This is a genomic window from Streptomyces sp. NBC_00158 (genome assembly GCF_045160885.1).
In the GTDB taxonomy this organism is placed as follows: Bacteria; Actinomycetota; Actinomycetes; order Streptomycetales; family Streptomycetaceae; genus Streptomyces.
The window spans coordinates 3,840,719-3,854,938 of record NZ_CP108161.1 but is presented as its reverse complement, the minus strand read 5'-3'; the positions used below and the strand labels follow the sequence as shown (position 1 = coordinate 3,854,938).

General features: G+C 68.4%; 12 protein-coding genes. 9 read left to right on the top strand and 3 right to left on the bottom strand.

All coding sequences use genetic code 11. The features are described 5' to 3' along the window. Positions 1–146 precede the first annotated feature (146 nt). The 6 genes from OG553_RS17795 (at position 147) to alaS (ending at position 6,591) form a co-directional block, all read left to right on the top strand. Entirely contained in the window at positions 147–977 is an 831-nt protein-coding gene (locus OG553_RS17795; protein WP_405979924.1) for an aspartyl/asparaginyl beta-hydroxylase domain-containing protein, read from the top strand. A gap of 44 nt (positions 978–1,021) precedes the next feature. Then, positions 1,022–1,894 carry a hypothetical protein gene (locus OG553_RS17790; RefSeq protein WP_405979923.1) on the top strand — a complete coding sequence of 291 codons (873 nt, stop codon included), beginning with the start codon at positions 1,022–1,024 and terminating at the stop codon, positions 1,892–1,894. Then, positions 1,891–2,490 carry an LOG family protein gene (locus OG553_RS17785; protein ID WP_405979922.1) on the top strand — a complete coding sequence of 200 codons (600 nt, stop codon included), beginning with the start codon at positions 1,891–1,893 and terminating at the stop codon, positions 2,488–2,490. The genes OG553_RS17790 and OG553_RS17785 overlap by 4 nt, the downstream gene beginning before the upstream one ends. Beyond that, positions 2,487–3,038 carry an orotate phosphoribosyltransferase gene (locus OG553_RS17780; protein ID WP_405979921.1) on the top strand — a complete coding sequence of 184 codons (552 nt, stop codon included), beginning with the start codon at positions 2,487–2,489 and terminating at the stop codon, positions 3,036–3,038. Before OG553_RS17785 ends, OG553_RS17780 begins: the two co-directional genes overlap by 4 nt. Further along, entirely contained in the window at positions 3,035–3,706 is a 672-nt protein-coding gene (locus OG553_RS17775) for an HAD family hydrolase (protein ID WP_405979920.1), read from the top strand. The genes OG553_RS17780 and OG553_RS17775 overlap by 4 nt, the downstream gene beginning before the upstream one ends. Positions 3,707–3,936: 230 nt before the next feature. After that, complete coding sequence (alaS, locus tag OG553_RS17770) at positions 3,937–6,591, top strand: alanine--tRNA ligase (protein ID WP_405979919.1); 2,655 nt, start codon at positions 3,937–3,939, stop codon at positions 6,589–6,591. An 80-nt stretch (positions 6,592–6,671) separates the two neighbouring features. Here the strand turns inward: alaS and OG553_RS17765 are convergent, their stop codons facing one another. Beyond that, complete coding sequence (locus OG553_RS17765; protein WP_405979918.1) at positions 6,672–7,388, bottom strand: GNAT family N-acetyltransferase; 717 nt, start codon at positions 7,386–7,388, stop codon at positions 6,672–6,674. A 138-nt stretch (positions 7,389–7,526) separates the two neighbouring features. Between OG553_RS17765 and OG553_RS17760 the strand changes: the two genes are divergently transcribed. Beyond that, a complete protein-coding gene (locus OG553_RS17760; RefSeq protein ID WP_405979917.1) occupies positions 7,527–8,150 on the top strand; it encodes a hypothetical protein in 624 nt (207 codons plus the stop codon). Between the two features lie 246 nt (positions 8,151–8,396). Here OG553_RS17760 and OG553_RS17755 read toward each other — a convergent pair whose 3' ends face one another. Further along, on the bottom strand, positions 8,397–9,731 hold the full coding sequence (locus OG553_RS17755; RefSeq protein ID WP_405979916.1) for a hypothetical protein: 1,335 nt from the start codon (positions 9,729–9,731) through the stop codon (positions 8,397–8,399). A gap of 334 nt (positions 9,732–10,065) precedes the next feature. Between OG553_RS17755 and OG553_RS17750 the strand changes: the two genes are divergently transcribed. Then, complete coding sequence (locus tag OG553_RS17750; RefSeq protein ID WP_405979915.1) at positions 10,066–10,893, top strand: hypothetical protein; 828 nt, start codon at positions 10,066–10,068, stop codon at positions 10,891–10,893. A 133-nt stretch (positions 10,894–11,026) separates the two neighbouring features. Continuing rightward, a complete protein-coding gene (locus OG553_RS17745) occupies positions 11,027–11,254 on the top strand; it encodes a hypothetical protein (protein ID WP_405979914.1) in 228 nt (75 codons plus the stop codon). Between the two features lie 197 nt (positions 11,255–11,451). Here OG553_RS17745 and OG553_RS17740 read toward each other — a convergent pair whose 3' ends face one another. Continuing rightward, on the bottom strand, positions 11,452–13,629 hold the full coding sequence (locus OG553_RS17740) for a SpoIIE family protein phosphatase (RefSeq protein ID WP_405983065.1): 2,178 nt from the start codon (positions 13,627–13,629) through the stop codon (positions 11,452–11,454). Positions 13,630–14,220 lie beyond the last annotated feature (591 nt).

Here is a 14,220-nt window from a genome sequence, read left to right as displayed (position 1 = left end):
TGCTGAACGCACTTCGCTTTGCGTGTCGCCCTGACCGCAAAGCGTGAGATCGACGGCTGTTCGTCAGCAGCCCGGCTCGATCACCCCATCCAGCACCACGCGCACACCTGTCCGCTGCTCGGCGGGCCGGGAACGGGAGGGAACCGATGGAAACTCTGACCGCTCTGGCAGGGCAAATCGCCCAGCTGGACGCCGTGGACTCCGCCCAGCTGGAGCGGATGCGCCACGAGGCCCTGACGGCCCAGGCGCCCTGGAAGGCGGAGTACGGCGCCTACCAGTCGGGGGGCTGGTGGACGACCTCGCTGATGAACGCCTCCGGTGACGCGGCCGACGTGACGATCGGCGACTGCGCGGCCAGGCCGACGGAGCTGCTGGCGCAGATGCCGGACACCGCCGCGCTGCTGGCCGAGCTGGGCCTGAACTACATGTGGGTGCGGCTCGCCCGGCTGGAGCCCAACGCCTTCCTGTGGGAGCACCGCGACTACGACGAGCTCGACCAGGTGGAGCGACACCGACTGCACATCCCGCTCCACACCAACTCCTCGGCGTACCTGGTCACCGGCGGCACCAAGGTCCACATGACCGGCGGGCGGATCTGGCGGCTGACGCCGACGTACGCCCACGGGGTCTGCAACCTGCTCGGCCCCGACCGGATCCACCTGATCGCCGACGTGTACGCCGACGACGCCTACCGGCGCCTGGCCCGGCACCCCTCGCTCCACCCGACCGCCGCCGAGCCCCTCCCCGCGATCAACGAGACGATCACCGCCGAGCGGCTGCAGGCCGCCCGCGCCATGGCCGACCTGGGCTACACGGAGGCGGCCGAGCGCATGCTGCTGCGGCTCTTCTACGCCTACGCCCTGCCGGAAGGCGCGGTCTACGACCTGATCGCCGAGCTCCACACCTCGCTCGGCGACGAAGAGGCCGCCACGCGCTGGGCCTCGGCCAAGCGCCGGCTCCTCGCCCTCACCGCCTGATCACCCGCAAGTCCAACCCGCCGGAATCCGAACGGAGGACGCGCATGCCCACCCTGCACCTGGCCGAACTGACCCATGCCAACCGACCGGCCCAGCTACCGCTCCTGTCGAGCCTCGCCGACACCCTGGCCACCTCGCAGGCCGTCACTCACCTGATGGTCCGCGGTTCGCTGGCCCACGGCACCGCCGACCGCCTCTCGGACGTCGACTTCGTCGTCGGCGTCCACGACGCCCAGCTGCCCGCGTTCGTGAAGGCCCTGGACGACCTGATGACCATCGAGGCCGGCGCCCTGCTGCCCGGCTGGCGCGACACGATCGTCGCCGACCTCGGCGGCGTCGGGATGGTCTTCCTCGTCCCGGACGAGGGCAGGCTGCACCAGATCGACCTCTACCTCGTGCCTGCCACGCGCATCCCGCGCCTGCGGGCAGCGGTCGCCACCGCTTCGATCCTCGACCGGGAGCCGACACCCGCCGGCCCTGAGGCGGTCCTGACGGCCGAGCGCTTCGCCGAGGAGTTCCTCGCCCGGCCGCGTACGTGCACCGAGCTGCTGATCGAGCACCTGGTGCTGGCCGTACTGCTGCACAAGCGCATCAAGCGGGGCCAGCGCTTCGTCGCGTACTCGGAGTGGCACCGGCTCCACACCGCGACGAAGGACCTCATCAAGGCCGCTCTGGCCCCGGCATCCCGGTTCTGGGGCTGGTACCAGCTGCGCGAGGAGATCGCCGTCACCCCGATCGGCCGGGCCTGCCTGGGCGACCTGGATGCGGCGATCGGTGGGCCGGCTGTCCCGCTCGCCGAGGACGTGGACGCGGCCATCGCGCGGATGCTCGCGCTGGTCGAGCGGGCTTGCCCCGAGGCCCTCGACGGGCTGGGCGACTCCATCGCCGCCTACCGCACGTACCAGGAGCTGGTGTGAACGCACTCCACCTCGCGGGCCCGGCCACCAGCTGGGCCCGCGAGGGCCTGACCGCCGTGTTCTTCGGTGGCGTCGTCCCCGCCTCCACTGAGGAGGAGAGGCTGGCCGAGGAGATCGGCCGGGCCCTGGCCCGGGCCGGGTACTCGCTCCTGCACGGCGGCTACAACGGGCTGATGGAGGCCGCCGCCCGCGGAGCGAGCTCCGAAGGAGCCCCGGTCACCGCGGTCACCCTGACCGGAAAACACGACGAGTGGGGATCCTTCAACCCGCACGTCACCAACTCGATCCACCTCCACGACCTCGGCGCGCGGATCAACCACTACCTGAGGTACGCCGATCTGATCGTCGCGATGGGCGGCGGCGTCGGCACCCTGCACGAGCTGACCGCCGCCCTGTACTACGCGACCACCATCCGGCCCGTACCGATCTTCCTGGCCGGGCCGGCCGCCCTCCGACTGCTCGCGTTCCTGCGGCAGGAGAAGTGGCTGTACGAGACCCCGACACGGCCACTCGGCTTCCTCACCACCGTCGAATCCGCCGACGCCTTCCGCACCTGCCTCACCACGCTCGACACAGCCCCGATCGGAGGAGCATGACCGCCAGCACGACGCCTGCCGGCCTCACTGCCCGGCTCGCCGAGACCGCCTGCGTCACCGCCCCGTTCCACCTCGCTGACGGCGCCCGGCTGGACGCCTACTTCGACGAGTACCGCCTGGCCGCCGAACCCGCACTCCTGCGCGACACCGCAGCCGCTCTGGCCGAACTCGTGCCCGCCGAAGCCCAACTGCTGGCCGGCATCGAGCTCGGCGGCGTCCCCCTCGTGGTAGCCTTGTCTGCTGCCACCGGCCTGCCCGCCGTCTTCCTGCGTCGCCAGCCCAAGGGCTACGGCTCCCGTCGGCAGATCGAGGGCGCCGCCCACGTCGGCCGCCGCACGGTCCTCGTCGACGACGTGGTCCGCTCCGGTGGCCAGCTGCTGAAGATGGCCCGCACCTTGCGGATCGCGGGGGCTCCCGTCACCGACGCGCTGTGCGTGCTGGAGCGTCCGCTCGGAGGCCGCCTGCTGCTGGCCGAGCACCGCGTCACCCTGCACTCCCTGCTCACCGAGGCCGACCTGCCGCCCTCCCACAGTGGTGATGCCGCGTGAAGCGGGCCGTGCTCTTCGACCTCGACGGGGTCCTCCTCGACAGCCATGCCGCCCAACTCGCCACCCTGGCCGGGTTCGCGACCTCCGCGCTCGACCGCCTCGTCACCGTCGCCGACCTCCCCACCGGTGCGGCAACCGTGCCGCGGCAGCAGGTCCTGGCGGAACTCGGACTGAGCGGAGCGATCAACGACGACGGCTGGGACGCGGCCACCGCGACGGCGAGTCTCCAAGCCGAGGTCTTCCCGTTCGTGGGCGAGACCCTCACCGCGCTCAGGGCCGCAGGTGTCGCCACGGGCATCGTGACCCTGCGAAGCCGTCGCAGGGTCGGCTGGCTGCTGCCGCCGGACATCCTCGACCTGATCGACACCGTCGTCTGCTTCGAGGACGCTGCCCCCAAGCCCGCGCCCGACGGGCTGCTCCTCGCCCTGCGGCAGCTCGACGTCGTACCGGAGGGCGCCGTGTTCGTCGGTGACACGGAGCTCGATGTCCACGCCGCCCGTGCGGCAGGCGTACGGGCCGTCGGGGCGGGCTGGGGCTTCGCCGGTCCCGAGGCCCTCAGCCGGGTCGGCGCCGATCTCGTCCTGCCGCACGCGGCAGCGCTCGCCGACGTACTGCTCCTCCTTCTGGCGGGAGCCGCGCCTTCCCACCAAATCATCAAGCGATCTTGATGCCTGACCCGCTACTCTGGGTGGTGCAGCGCGCACAGGATGACTGCATCCATGTGGGCTGCTGCACCACCTGTGAGCAACGGATCAGGAGTCATGGTCTACACCGTGGGGGCGCGAGCTATCTGCGTCGAGCTGGAGAACTGAGAACCTCTCAGTCCCTGTTCTCGGCCCGGCTCGGCGTGTGATCAACCCCCACCTCTCCACGACTCTTCCGTGAGGGCCACACCACCATGCGCTCGACGCAGATCCGCTCTACCTTCCTGGACTTCTTCACCTCGCGCGGCCACCGCCAGGTCCCGTCCAGCCCGCTCATCCCCTCCGACCCGACCCTGCTGCTGGCCAACGCCGGCATGAACCAGTTCAAGCCCTATTTCCTGGGCGAGGTCACCCCGGAGTACCGCCGCGCCACCACCATCCAGAAGTGCGCCCGCACCTCCGACATCGAAAACGTCGGCCGCACCAACCGGCACGCCACGTTCTTCGAGATGATGGGCAACTTCTCCTTCGGCAACTACTTCAAGGCCGACGCCATCGCCTATGCCTGGGAACTCCTCACCCAGGGCTACGACCTGGAGAAGGACCGGCTCTGGATCACCGTCTACGAGGACGACGACGAGGCCGAGCAGCTGTGGCGGAAGATCGGCGTCCCCGCCGAGCGCATCCAGCGCCTGGGCATGGAGGACAACTACTGGTCCATGGGCGTCCCCGGACCGTGCGGCCCCTGCTCTGAGGTCAACTACGACCGAGGGCCGGCCTTCGGCCGCGAGGGCGGACCCGCCGTCGACGGCGAACGCTACGTGGAGATCTGGAACCTCGTCTTCATGCAGTACCAGCGCGGCGAGGGCGACAAGAAGGGCAACTTCCCGATCCTCGGCGAGCTCGCCCAGCAGAGCATCGACACCGGCCTCGGCCTCGACCGCCTCGCCGCGATCCTCCAGGACGTCGAGAACGTCTGCACCACCGACCTGCTCATGCCCACCATGAACACCGTCCGGGAGCTCGCCGGCCGCGACTACCCCGGCAACGGCGAGGAGAAGGTCTCCTTCCAGGTCGTCACCGAGCACGCCCGCTCCATCGCCTACCTCATCGCCGATGGCGTCCTGCCCTCCAAGGACGGCCGCGGATACGTCCTGCGCCGCCTCATGCGCCGGGCCATCCGCCACGCCCGCCTGCTGGGCATCGACCAGCCCGTTCTCGCCCCCGCCACTGCCAGCGTGATCGCCAACCTCGGCGACGTCTGGCCGGAGCTCACCGACCAGGCCAACCTCATCGAGCAGGTCGTCACCGCCGAGGAAGATTCATTCACCCGCACCCTCACGCAGGGCACCCGGCTGCTGAACGCCGCGATCACCCGCACCAGGGAGAGCCACTCCGGCTCACTGCCGGGCGAGACCGCCTTCGAGCTCGCCGATACCTACGGCTTCCCCCTGGAGCTGACCGTCGAGGCCGCCCACGACGCCGGCCTGACCGTCGACGAAGACCGCTTCGCCACGCTGCTGGACGAGCAGAGGAAGCGCGCCAAGACCGGGGGCAAGGCCAAGACCGCCGAGGCCCTGCGCCGCCAGGACACCTACCGGGAGCTGTCCGCCCACCTGCCGCGCACCGACTTCCTCGGCTTTGAGCACCTCACCTCCGAGGTCACCGTGCTCGGCCTGATCTCCGGCGGGGCCGTCACCACCAGCGCCCCCGAGGGCTCCGACATCGAGTTCGTCCTCGACCGCTCGCCCTTCTACGCCGAAGCCGGCGGCCAGGTCGGCGACACCGGCACCCTGCGCACCGAAGACGGCACCCTGCTGCGGATCACGAACACCCAGTACGGCCTGGAGGGCTTCCGCGTCCACAGCGCCCGCGTCCTCGAAGGCGAGCTCCGCACCGGGGCGAGGGGCGAAGCCACTGTCGACGCCGACCGCCGCAAGGGCCTCATGCGCTCCCACTCGGCCACCCACATCCTGCACGCCGTCGTACGCGCCACCCTCGGCGAACACGCCCGCCAGCAGGGCTCGCTCGTCGAGTCCGACCGCCTGCGCTTCGACTTCGCCCACTTCTCCGCCGTCACCCCCGACCAGCTCGCCCGGATCGAGGCCGCCGTCAACGGCCACGTCCTCGACGACCCGGCCGTCCGCGCCTGGCACGCCGACCGCGCCGAAGCCGAGGCCGCCGGCGCCATCGCCCTGTTCGGCGAGAAGTACGGCGACACCGTCCGCATCGTCGACATCGGCGACTTCTCCCGCGAACTGTGCGGCGGCACCCACGTCGCCCACGGCTCCCAGGTCGGCACCTTCCGCCTGCTCAGCGAAGGCTCGATCGGCTCCAACCTCCGCCGCATCGAAGCCCTCACCGGGCACGGCGCCCTCCGCCACCAGGACACCGAGCGCCGCCTCCTCGACGAGGTCTCCGCCCTCCTCGGCACCCGCCCGCAGAATGCCCCTGCGAGCCTCAGCAAGCGTCTCGAAGCCCTGGCCACAACACAGAAGCAGCTCGCCCATCTGCGTGACGCCGAGCTGCGAAGCCAGGCTGAACAGATCGCCTCCGCGTACCGCAACGTACCCGGCGGGCGGATCATCACGCAGCGGGTACCGAGTCTCGGAGCAGCCGACCTCCGGTCCCTCGCCACCAACACTGTCAGCCACCTCGGCGAGGATGTCGCCGTCGTCGTTCTGGGTACCGAGCGCGACGGCAAGGCCCTGCTCGTCGCGGCCATCACGCCCGGCGTCCTCGCCACGGGAACCGAGGCCGCCGACATCCTCGCCTCCGCCGCTCGCGCGGTCGGTGGCGGAACAGGAGGCACCGGCCCCGTCGCCAGCGCCGGAGGCCGCCGAGTCGAGGCCCTCGATGAGGCCCTCACCGTCGCCGCCAAGGAAGCAACCTGCATGCTCGACCGGTAGCAGCCCAAGCTCCTGTACACGGCATGCTGCGGGCGGACGCCCCCTAGGGACCGCCGCCCGCAGCATCACCCCATGCGCGATCAGCGCGCCGAGAGCACCTTTGCCAGAACGACGCTCTCGTAGTTGGTGACGTCCCATCGCCACGTGCCCACGGGCACATAGCCGCGCCTGCGGTACCAACCGACGAGCTCAGTCGCCTCGGCCGACGTGTCGATGACAGCCTGAGCAGAACCCAGCGCAACGATCCGCTCCTCCGCGAGCACCAGCAGACGTTGCCCAAGCCCACTGCCCCGCTCCGACGGGTCCACGGCCAACTGCCAGAAAGAGCCGGCAGCGGCCGACGCGGGGTATCCCTCCGGAGTCGTGTGAGAAGCCGACATCGTCACGGTGCCCACCAACACGTTCCCCCGGAGCGCGACCCAGCACTCACCCGTGCCCAAGCGATGGGCCGTGTCCCGCGCGGACTGGTAGGACGCGAAGAAGACTCTCCCGGCGGCGGCGTGATCGGCGTACGCACGATGGAGCAGGTCGGTCAGCTCCTCCACCGAGTCCCCGTCGCAGAAGCGCCGCACGACAACGGGCGAACGGGGGCCTGCCGAAATCGGTCCACCGGCTGATCGCAGGGTCACAGCACCAAGTGTCGGCCGGATGTCGCCGTGCGGCCTGCTGAGTGATCGGTGCTGCCGAGCCACACAGCGGAGCAGCCATCCGGCCAACGCAAGCAGCAAAGCCGCGAGGACGTTCCCGAGGACCTCATGGAGTAGGAAGCTCGCGATGGCTTCCACGATGGGTTTCATGCGCCACAGCGTCGAGGGACCTCCGGGCGCCCTCGCAACGGTCGGCAAATCCGCGAAACATGCGACCAGGTGACGGGGGCATTGGGATGATCTGAAGCCAGATACCAACGGTCGTGGAAACTTCTGAAAGGTGATCGCGTGGCACAGGGACGGGCGGGGGACCTGAAGCTGCCGGATCTTCCTCCGGGCGCGGTCCTCACATTCAAGGAGCACTTCCGCGCGCTCCTACTGAGAGCAGGCGCCCCCTCGATCGCGAGGATCCACGCCGAGATCCAGCCTGCCAAGGCGTACGGCCGGAGCACCATCTACAACATCTTCACCAGCCCGCACGTAGGAAGCCGCGACGCGGTCATGGCGGTGGCCGACGTGCTTGTGTCGAGGCTTCGGGGTGCGAAAAAAGAGACCGTACTGGATCACGTCGACGCCCTCTGGGAAGCGGCCTGGCTGGAGAGCTCCGGGCGCGTGACGACGAGGGCTCAACCCGCCCGAGCCGACGTCTGGGAGCAGCTGGGTAGTTTCGGCCCTGTCACCCCGGTCGAGCCGCGGGTAGTCAACGATGTCTCGTACGTCTCGCCCACCGCCTGCGCTGCGTGTGGCCTCACCATCTTCGTACCGGAGAGTTTGAAATCCACCGGACCGCTCTGCTGCTCCACGAGATGTACCGGCGTTCTCGCACCGCGGGCCGACGCGAATAGGGCGTCGTCATCCGTGCCCGAGGACAGGGCTGGACGATCAACAAAGGGGCTAGAGGGCCTTCAGTGACAACCTGGCTCTGACGGCTCGCCCGGTCTGGCCGGCGTCATTCCCCGGGCCGCCCAGCTTGGTCTTACCCCCACCCCTGGTTGCAGTAACCGCCCGAGCCCTCATGGTGAGCAAGGGGGAGCGCCGTTAGCGCCCACGCCCTGTCGCCAGCGAACGCAACCGGCGGCCGTCATCGTGGCGTGTCCCCGGATACCGGGAGAGAGGACCAAGGCCTTGACCGCGCCGACCTCGCCGTGTCCACCGGACCTACCGGGCTCCGCCTCCGCCAAACACGGTCAGCAGGTCATACCGGCGTCGGGCTCGCCGCCCGTACACGAGCATCAGCGCAAGCAGACCGAAACCAGCAATCGCCGGCCCCTCCGCCGCCGCAGGAAGGCCTAGCGACGAGACGCCCACAGCACCCGCCACGGTCAGCAGGATGACCACGGCCACCCGCACCGGCTCGCGATCCCGCACAGGCTCGATGCCGTCCAGCTCCTGCTGGTCCAGAAGCGCGCCAACCCGGCCGTCTGTGTACCGCTCCGCCACGGTGAGCATCAGCTCTGCGAGTTCCGGCAGTGCCTCATCACCATCGACGTCCATCCGCGCCTCTGCGACCCGCAGACGCGATGCCACAAGCCGCGCATGGGCACGCAGCGCCTTCCGCCGGTGCGACCGGAACGGAACCGTTCCCCGGCTTCGCGGCGCCCGCAAGAGGATCGTCTCCAGTGCCGCGACCTTCGCCGCCACGTCCCGGCGGAGCGACGTCGCTCGACGCGAGCCACCTGCCCCATACGCTGCTCCGCACGCCGTGACAGCCTCCGCAACCTTCGCCACCAGCCCGAACCTCCGGTCCATGGCGTGAACCCCCATGTCCACGACCCCCGCCGGATAGGCGCGCGCCCACGCCATATACGCCAAAGCCATCGGGCCGAAGAGGATCAGGAAGTAGCAGACCGCCATCAACGGCACCATGAAGATGAGGACAAAAGCATACGTGCCGACGATGATCCCTGGGGTCCTATCGACCGCGTCGACTAGGGCCCCAAGAGCGTCATCCCTGACCGTGAGACCGGCCAGCGTCCGGCCCCCATCGACTGCCAGCCGGAGGACTCCACCAGCCCAGGCGACGCCCATCAGCATCAGCGGGAAGCGCACGAAGAAGTCCGGGTCACCAAATTGCAGTGCCCACGCGTTGAACCGCAGCGCGATGCGCACTCGGGCCGCAACCGGCCTCCGGATGCCGAGTTTGATGAGCGCAGCCTGCATGTCTGCAGCCTCTTTGTCTGCTTGGGTGAACGCCTTGCGCCGCCGCCGCGCCCCCAAGGCCTTTAGCAGCCGTATGCGATCCGCCATGGCGGGAGGATCGCACGTCGTGCTGACAACCGGGTCCGGATCCACCAGATGGAGCCCCTGACACGGGTTACGCCAATGCCCTGAGCGCCGCTGCTCGTGCGATGGAAGATCACCCGGCTGCTCGCGTTCAGCTCCGCCAGCAGCCTTGCGCACAGGAACCAAGCCCACTGCGAGGTCGACGCCGGCGCGGCGCAGCTCGGCAAGTTCCTCCTGGCGCACGGAGGCGGAGGCGGCCAACAAGACCATCAGCCTCCAGCACCGGCAGGCGGCCCCGCGCCGCCCAGCTGTCACGGTGGACCGCCGCGGATGGCGACAGCGCCCACGAGGACGGCTCACCAGCGGTCGAACTGCCTCGTGCCGACAGAATGATGGGGCATGGCCGCTGAGTGGTGCAGCTAGGTTCGCCGACACGACTGGGCTTCCCCGCTGAGCGCGGCCGGCGCTGCTCCCTCCTCCGGAATTTCCATGGCATCCCAGAGTCATGCACCACTTAGCTGTCTACATGGTATTCCTCAAAGAACCCGCTGGGACGAGCAGCTGTCTTGGCGTCAGAGGTTGAGCACAAGCAGCCGGGGGTGCGATGGTGACGCCTGTGAGTGAGCAAACATCGTGGGAGGGACTCACTCCGGAGGAGGTCGCCGCCGGAGTCGCTGAGACCCAGAAGTTCCTCTTGGATCGGAAGGCGACACACCGGAGTCATGTCCCCGTTCGGCGCGACTTCGTGCAGCTCCCGCCACGAGCGGAGAGCCGGCATAGCCTCCTCGCCCAGTTCGTGCAGGGCCGGGACGCGCGCGGACTGAAGGCATACCTCTTCATCATCGCGATCACCAGCTCCGACCTGGACGGCTGGAGCACAACGCTCAACAGCTCTGTCTGGGCCAGGGCAATTGGCGCGACGGCAACAGCGGAGCCGACAGGCGCTCGGGCGGCGGTCAACAAGATCTTCGACCGCCTTCAGAAACGCCGATTGATCAACTACGGCCGAGTACCTGGCACGCACGACATCAGGGTCACCCTGCTGCGTGAGGACGGCCGAGGCGGGGAGTACACCCGCCCCGGCCGGGAAAACCGAGACCCGTATCTGAAGATCTCCCGTGACCTGTGGGACTCGAGAGCGATCGATGATCTCGGCCTGCCGGGCCTGGCCATGCTCCTCGTCCTGAGCTGTGAGCGCCCAGGCTTCGAGCTGCCGCCCGAGCGGACTCCAGACTGGTACGGCTGGTCGGCGGACACGACCGAGCGAGGCTTCAAGGAGTTGGCCCGCAAGGGGTTCATCGAAGTCAAGAAGACCTTCAAGTCGGCACCTACTAGCCCGAGGGGCTACACCCACAGCAACCGCTACACGCTCCTGCCCCCGCACGTCCACCGAGGGCGTAACACCCCACAGATAGATGCAACTGTCAGCTAGATGCGTCGAGAAGGCACCAGAGCCTCTGTGGGGTGCGGCAGACCGCACCCCACAGAATCCCAGGCTGAGGCCGCGCGCCGGCAAGCAAATGCTGCCTCACCTGCAAGCAGTCCACCATCGGAAGGAGAGCTACTTGAACACCAACCGTAGCGCGCCGAAGCAGCCAGGCGAGCCCGTGATCAACATCAACATGTCTGGGAACGCGCAGCTGAACTGGGCGTACGGCAACCAGATGTCGAGCAACCAGTCCGACGCTGGTGCCGAGTCTCCAGACAAGCATCCCTTCTGGAAGAGCATGCTCTTTTGGACAGCCGTCGGGGTCATCGCCACAACTGCGGGCGCCGTCGCCGCGTTCCTGTAGATGCCTTCCGCTACGGGGAAGGGTGTCGCGCCAACCCCGCAAACCGCCGCTGGCAGGAACGAACCTCCTGCTGGAAAAACAGCCAGGATCAAGGAGTAAGGGTGCGGCAGCTTCGCCGAGTCGATAGATCGCGCACGTAGGTCGTCCACGTCCTGCGGGCGCGATGCGGGCCAGGCGAGGCCCCGCCCCTTCCAGCTCTAAGTGCCAAAGAGAAATTCACACCAGACAGCCTTCCCACCACCTGGGGTGCGACGCGAACCCCAGGAGGAAGCAATGGTCGCGATGATCGAGATGCCTCGGCCAGTCTCATCGTGCCCGGGCTGCCGCCGGCGCGGGAGGTGGTCGTCCCCGTCGCTCACCTCTACGACCAGGCGACGGTCTGTGCGTCGCAGGTGCACCTTCATGGGCGGGGTGCCGTGCTGAAGGGAGTTCGCGACGAGCTCGCTGACCGCTAGGACACCGAGGTCGCAGAGTTCGGCCGGGAAGCGCCAGGCGGCGAGGACATCCTGCGTGAAGGCGCGGGCGCGCGAGGCCGCGTCGACGTCGCCGAAGAGTTCGAGGGCGGCGTTGGTGAACAGCTCGGATTCCGGTCCCATGCGGATGGGGTGCTGGAGTACGAGGACGGCCACGTCATCATCGTGGTCAGCGCTCACACCGAGGGCACGCATCAGGCGGTCGCAGATGATCTGCGGTGCGCCTTGGGCACTGGCAAGTGCGCGTTCGAGGGCAACGACACTTGCGTCGATGTCCACGCCACGCCGCTGCACCAGACCGTCGGTATAGAGGACGGCAGTTGAGCCGGGGCCGAGCGCGATGGTGCCTGAGGTGTGCAACCAGGCACCGGTGCCCAGTGGAGGGCCGATGGGGTCGGCAGCGCGGGTGATGGTCCCGTCGGCGTCGCGGACGAGGATGGGGAGGTGACCGGCGGAGGCGTAGGCGAGAAGGCCCGCGTTCGGGTCGTGGACGGCGTACACGCAGGTGGCGATCTGGCTGGCGTCGATCTCCGCAGCGAGGCCGTCGAGGAGCTGCAGCACCTCGTGCGGCGGCAGGTCGAGGCGCGCGTATGCCCGCACTGCCGCCCGGAGCTGTCCCATGACCGCGGCGGCACGAACGCCCCGGCCCATGACGTCCCCGATGACGAGAGCCGTGCGGCCGGCGCCAAGGGTGATCACGTCGTACCAGTCCCCACCGACGGCCGCCTCGGTTCCGCCGGGCTGGTACGTAGCAGCGATCCGCAGGTCGTCGGGCTGCTCCAGCTCCTGCGGGAGGAGGGAGCGCTGGAGGGTGACGGCGGCCTCGCGCTGGCGGCGCTCACTGGCGTGGAGCCGGTCCCTCAGCTCTGCAACAACCTCACTCGAGCGGGGATCCCGCCCCCCAGCCTTGACAGGCTCTCCCTGTTCATAGGGGTTGTGCAAGGTTGTTCGGGACAACCCGGAAGGATCAGCTTCGGGCGTCCCTGCCCCAGGCAACACCTCGCCCGAGATGACGCCCTCTGTGGCAGTGCCATCACGCCAAGAAGCAGTACCAAGATCGTCTGCGGCGTCCTGGACGGCTTCCTCTTCACGATCCAACGCGTCTGCCGTACGAGCGAGGATCTCATCAATTTGATCAAGAGCGTCCTCTCCGCCCAGTCCCCGTTGATCAAGAGCGTCGGAGGGGGCGGCCTGAATCTCCACAGCATCGCTGGAGGGCGGCCGTTGTCCAATCTCTAGCAGGTACGCCTCCAGAGCCTCTACGCGCCGGGCAGCGAGGTCAGCGATACGTTGGGCCTCGTCACGTTGCCTTACTGCCCGCTCAAGTTGCGCGCTGAGGCGCACCTCCTGGCCTCGAGCACGATCAAGACGAGGCTGAAGTGCCTGCATCTGTCCCGGGAAGGCCGTGCTGCCAGCCGTAAGGGCATCGATCCGCCGCGACAACTCTGCAACCTTCGCCTGAGCCTGACCCAGGACGAGGAACAGCATCGAAGCGATCTTGAGGGCCTGTTCACGCCCCTGCTCACTCGTTTCGTATGCCTGGCGCGCCCGAACCAGGTCCCTATAGACCTGAATCGTTCGCTCCTTCTCCTCGATCAGTTCGCGTGCAGAGACCACCGCGCGACCATCTGGGCCAACCGAGGTTGGGGAGTTGTGCGCCTTGTCCCAGAGATCTCGCGCAGCACGCACCCGTTGCTGCGCCTGTTCGCTTGGCTCGTCCGGGAAGCACACGTCGGCGATGGCCTCCACCGCATCCCAACTCAGGCCCTCACCTGACAGGTGAATGCGTAACCGGCGAACATCCGGCACCTTGCCGGCCTCGAAATGTTCAAGCGTCAACCGCCCATGAACCTCACGAACGCTCAGTCCGGCTTCATCGATCCACGACCGCACCGTGTGCACCAACGCGTTGACTTCAACGCTGGCCCCCTTGGGCGCCGACCAGGGACGTCCTGGACGCCTCGGCCTATCCGCCACCGCAACCCCCAATTGTTCCGCGACAAACCGTCATTGTCGCCGGAACAACATCCAAACGGCCCTACGGGGCACAGCGCAGCCCGATCGTGTACTCGCACGCAAGAGGAAACCCACCGGCTAACGCGAGATCGGACGCTGCCATGTACCTCACTCACGCTGGACTGCTCGTCGTCGCCATCCTGCTGATCGGCCTCATGGCCATGGGGGTCGCAGGCGCGGCGGTCGCTCTCGCTCGCTGGGACGGGCATACCGTCCCAGCCTCGCTCAGTCGAGGGGCTATCGCCTTCGCCGGCACGGTGACCCTCGGAGCATCACTGGCGGCTCTCTTCCTGGCACTCCGGTGACGTGACCGACGAACGCCAGCGGTGATCGGCACAGCGGCGCGTGCCATGACGTGCCAGTAGTAGCGGTAAACATCGGTCAACAAGGGGCCGGACGAGGCATCCGCGAAGACCTCGCCAATACATGTCTTCGCAGGTCAGCAGCCATAGACATGGTCAAGTGCCGGGTGATTCC

What these genes read in the sequence shown, in the direction of transcription:
- OG553_RS17755 (WP_405979916.1), bottom strand. Translation starts at nt 9,731, where the DNA reads ATGGTCTTGTTGGCCGCCTCCGCCTCCGTGCGCCAGGAGGAACTTGCC.
- OG553_RS17795 (WP_405979924.1), top strand. Translation starts at nt 147, where the DNA reads ATGGAAACTCTGACCGCTCTGGCAGGGCAAATCGCCCAGCTGGACGCC.
- OG553_RS17790 (WP_405979923.1), top strand. Translation starts at nt 1,022, where the DNA reads ATGCCCACCCTGCACCTGGCCGAACTGACCCATGCCAACCGACCGGCC.
- OG553_RS17780 (WP_405979921.1), top strand. Translation starts at nt 2,487, where the DNA reads ATGACCGCCAGCACGACGCCTGCCGGCCTCACTGCCCGGCTCGCCGAG.
- OG553_RS17750 (WP_405979915.1), top strand. Translation starts at nt 10,066, where the DNA reads ATGGTGACGCCTGTGAGTGAGCAAACATCGTGGGAGGGACTCACTCCG.
- OG553_RS17765 (WP_405979918.1), bottom strand. Translation starts at nt 7,388, where the DNA reads ATGAAACCCATCGTGGAAGCCATCGCGAGCTTCCTACTCCATGAGGTC.
- alaS (WP_405979919.1), top strand. Translation starts at nt 3,937, where the DNA reads ATGCGCTCGACGCAGATCCGCTCTACCTTCCTGGACTTCTTCACCTCG.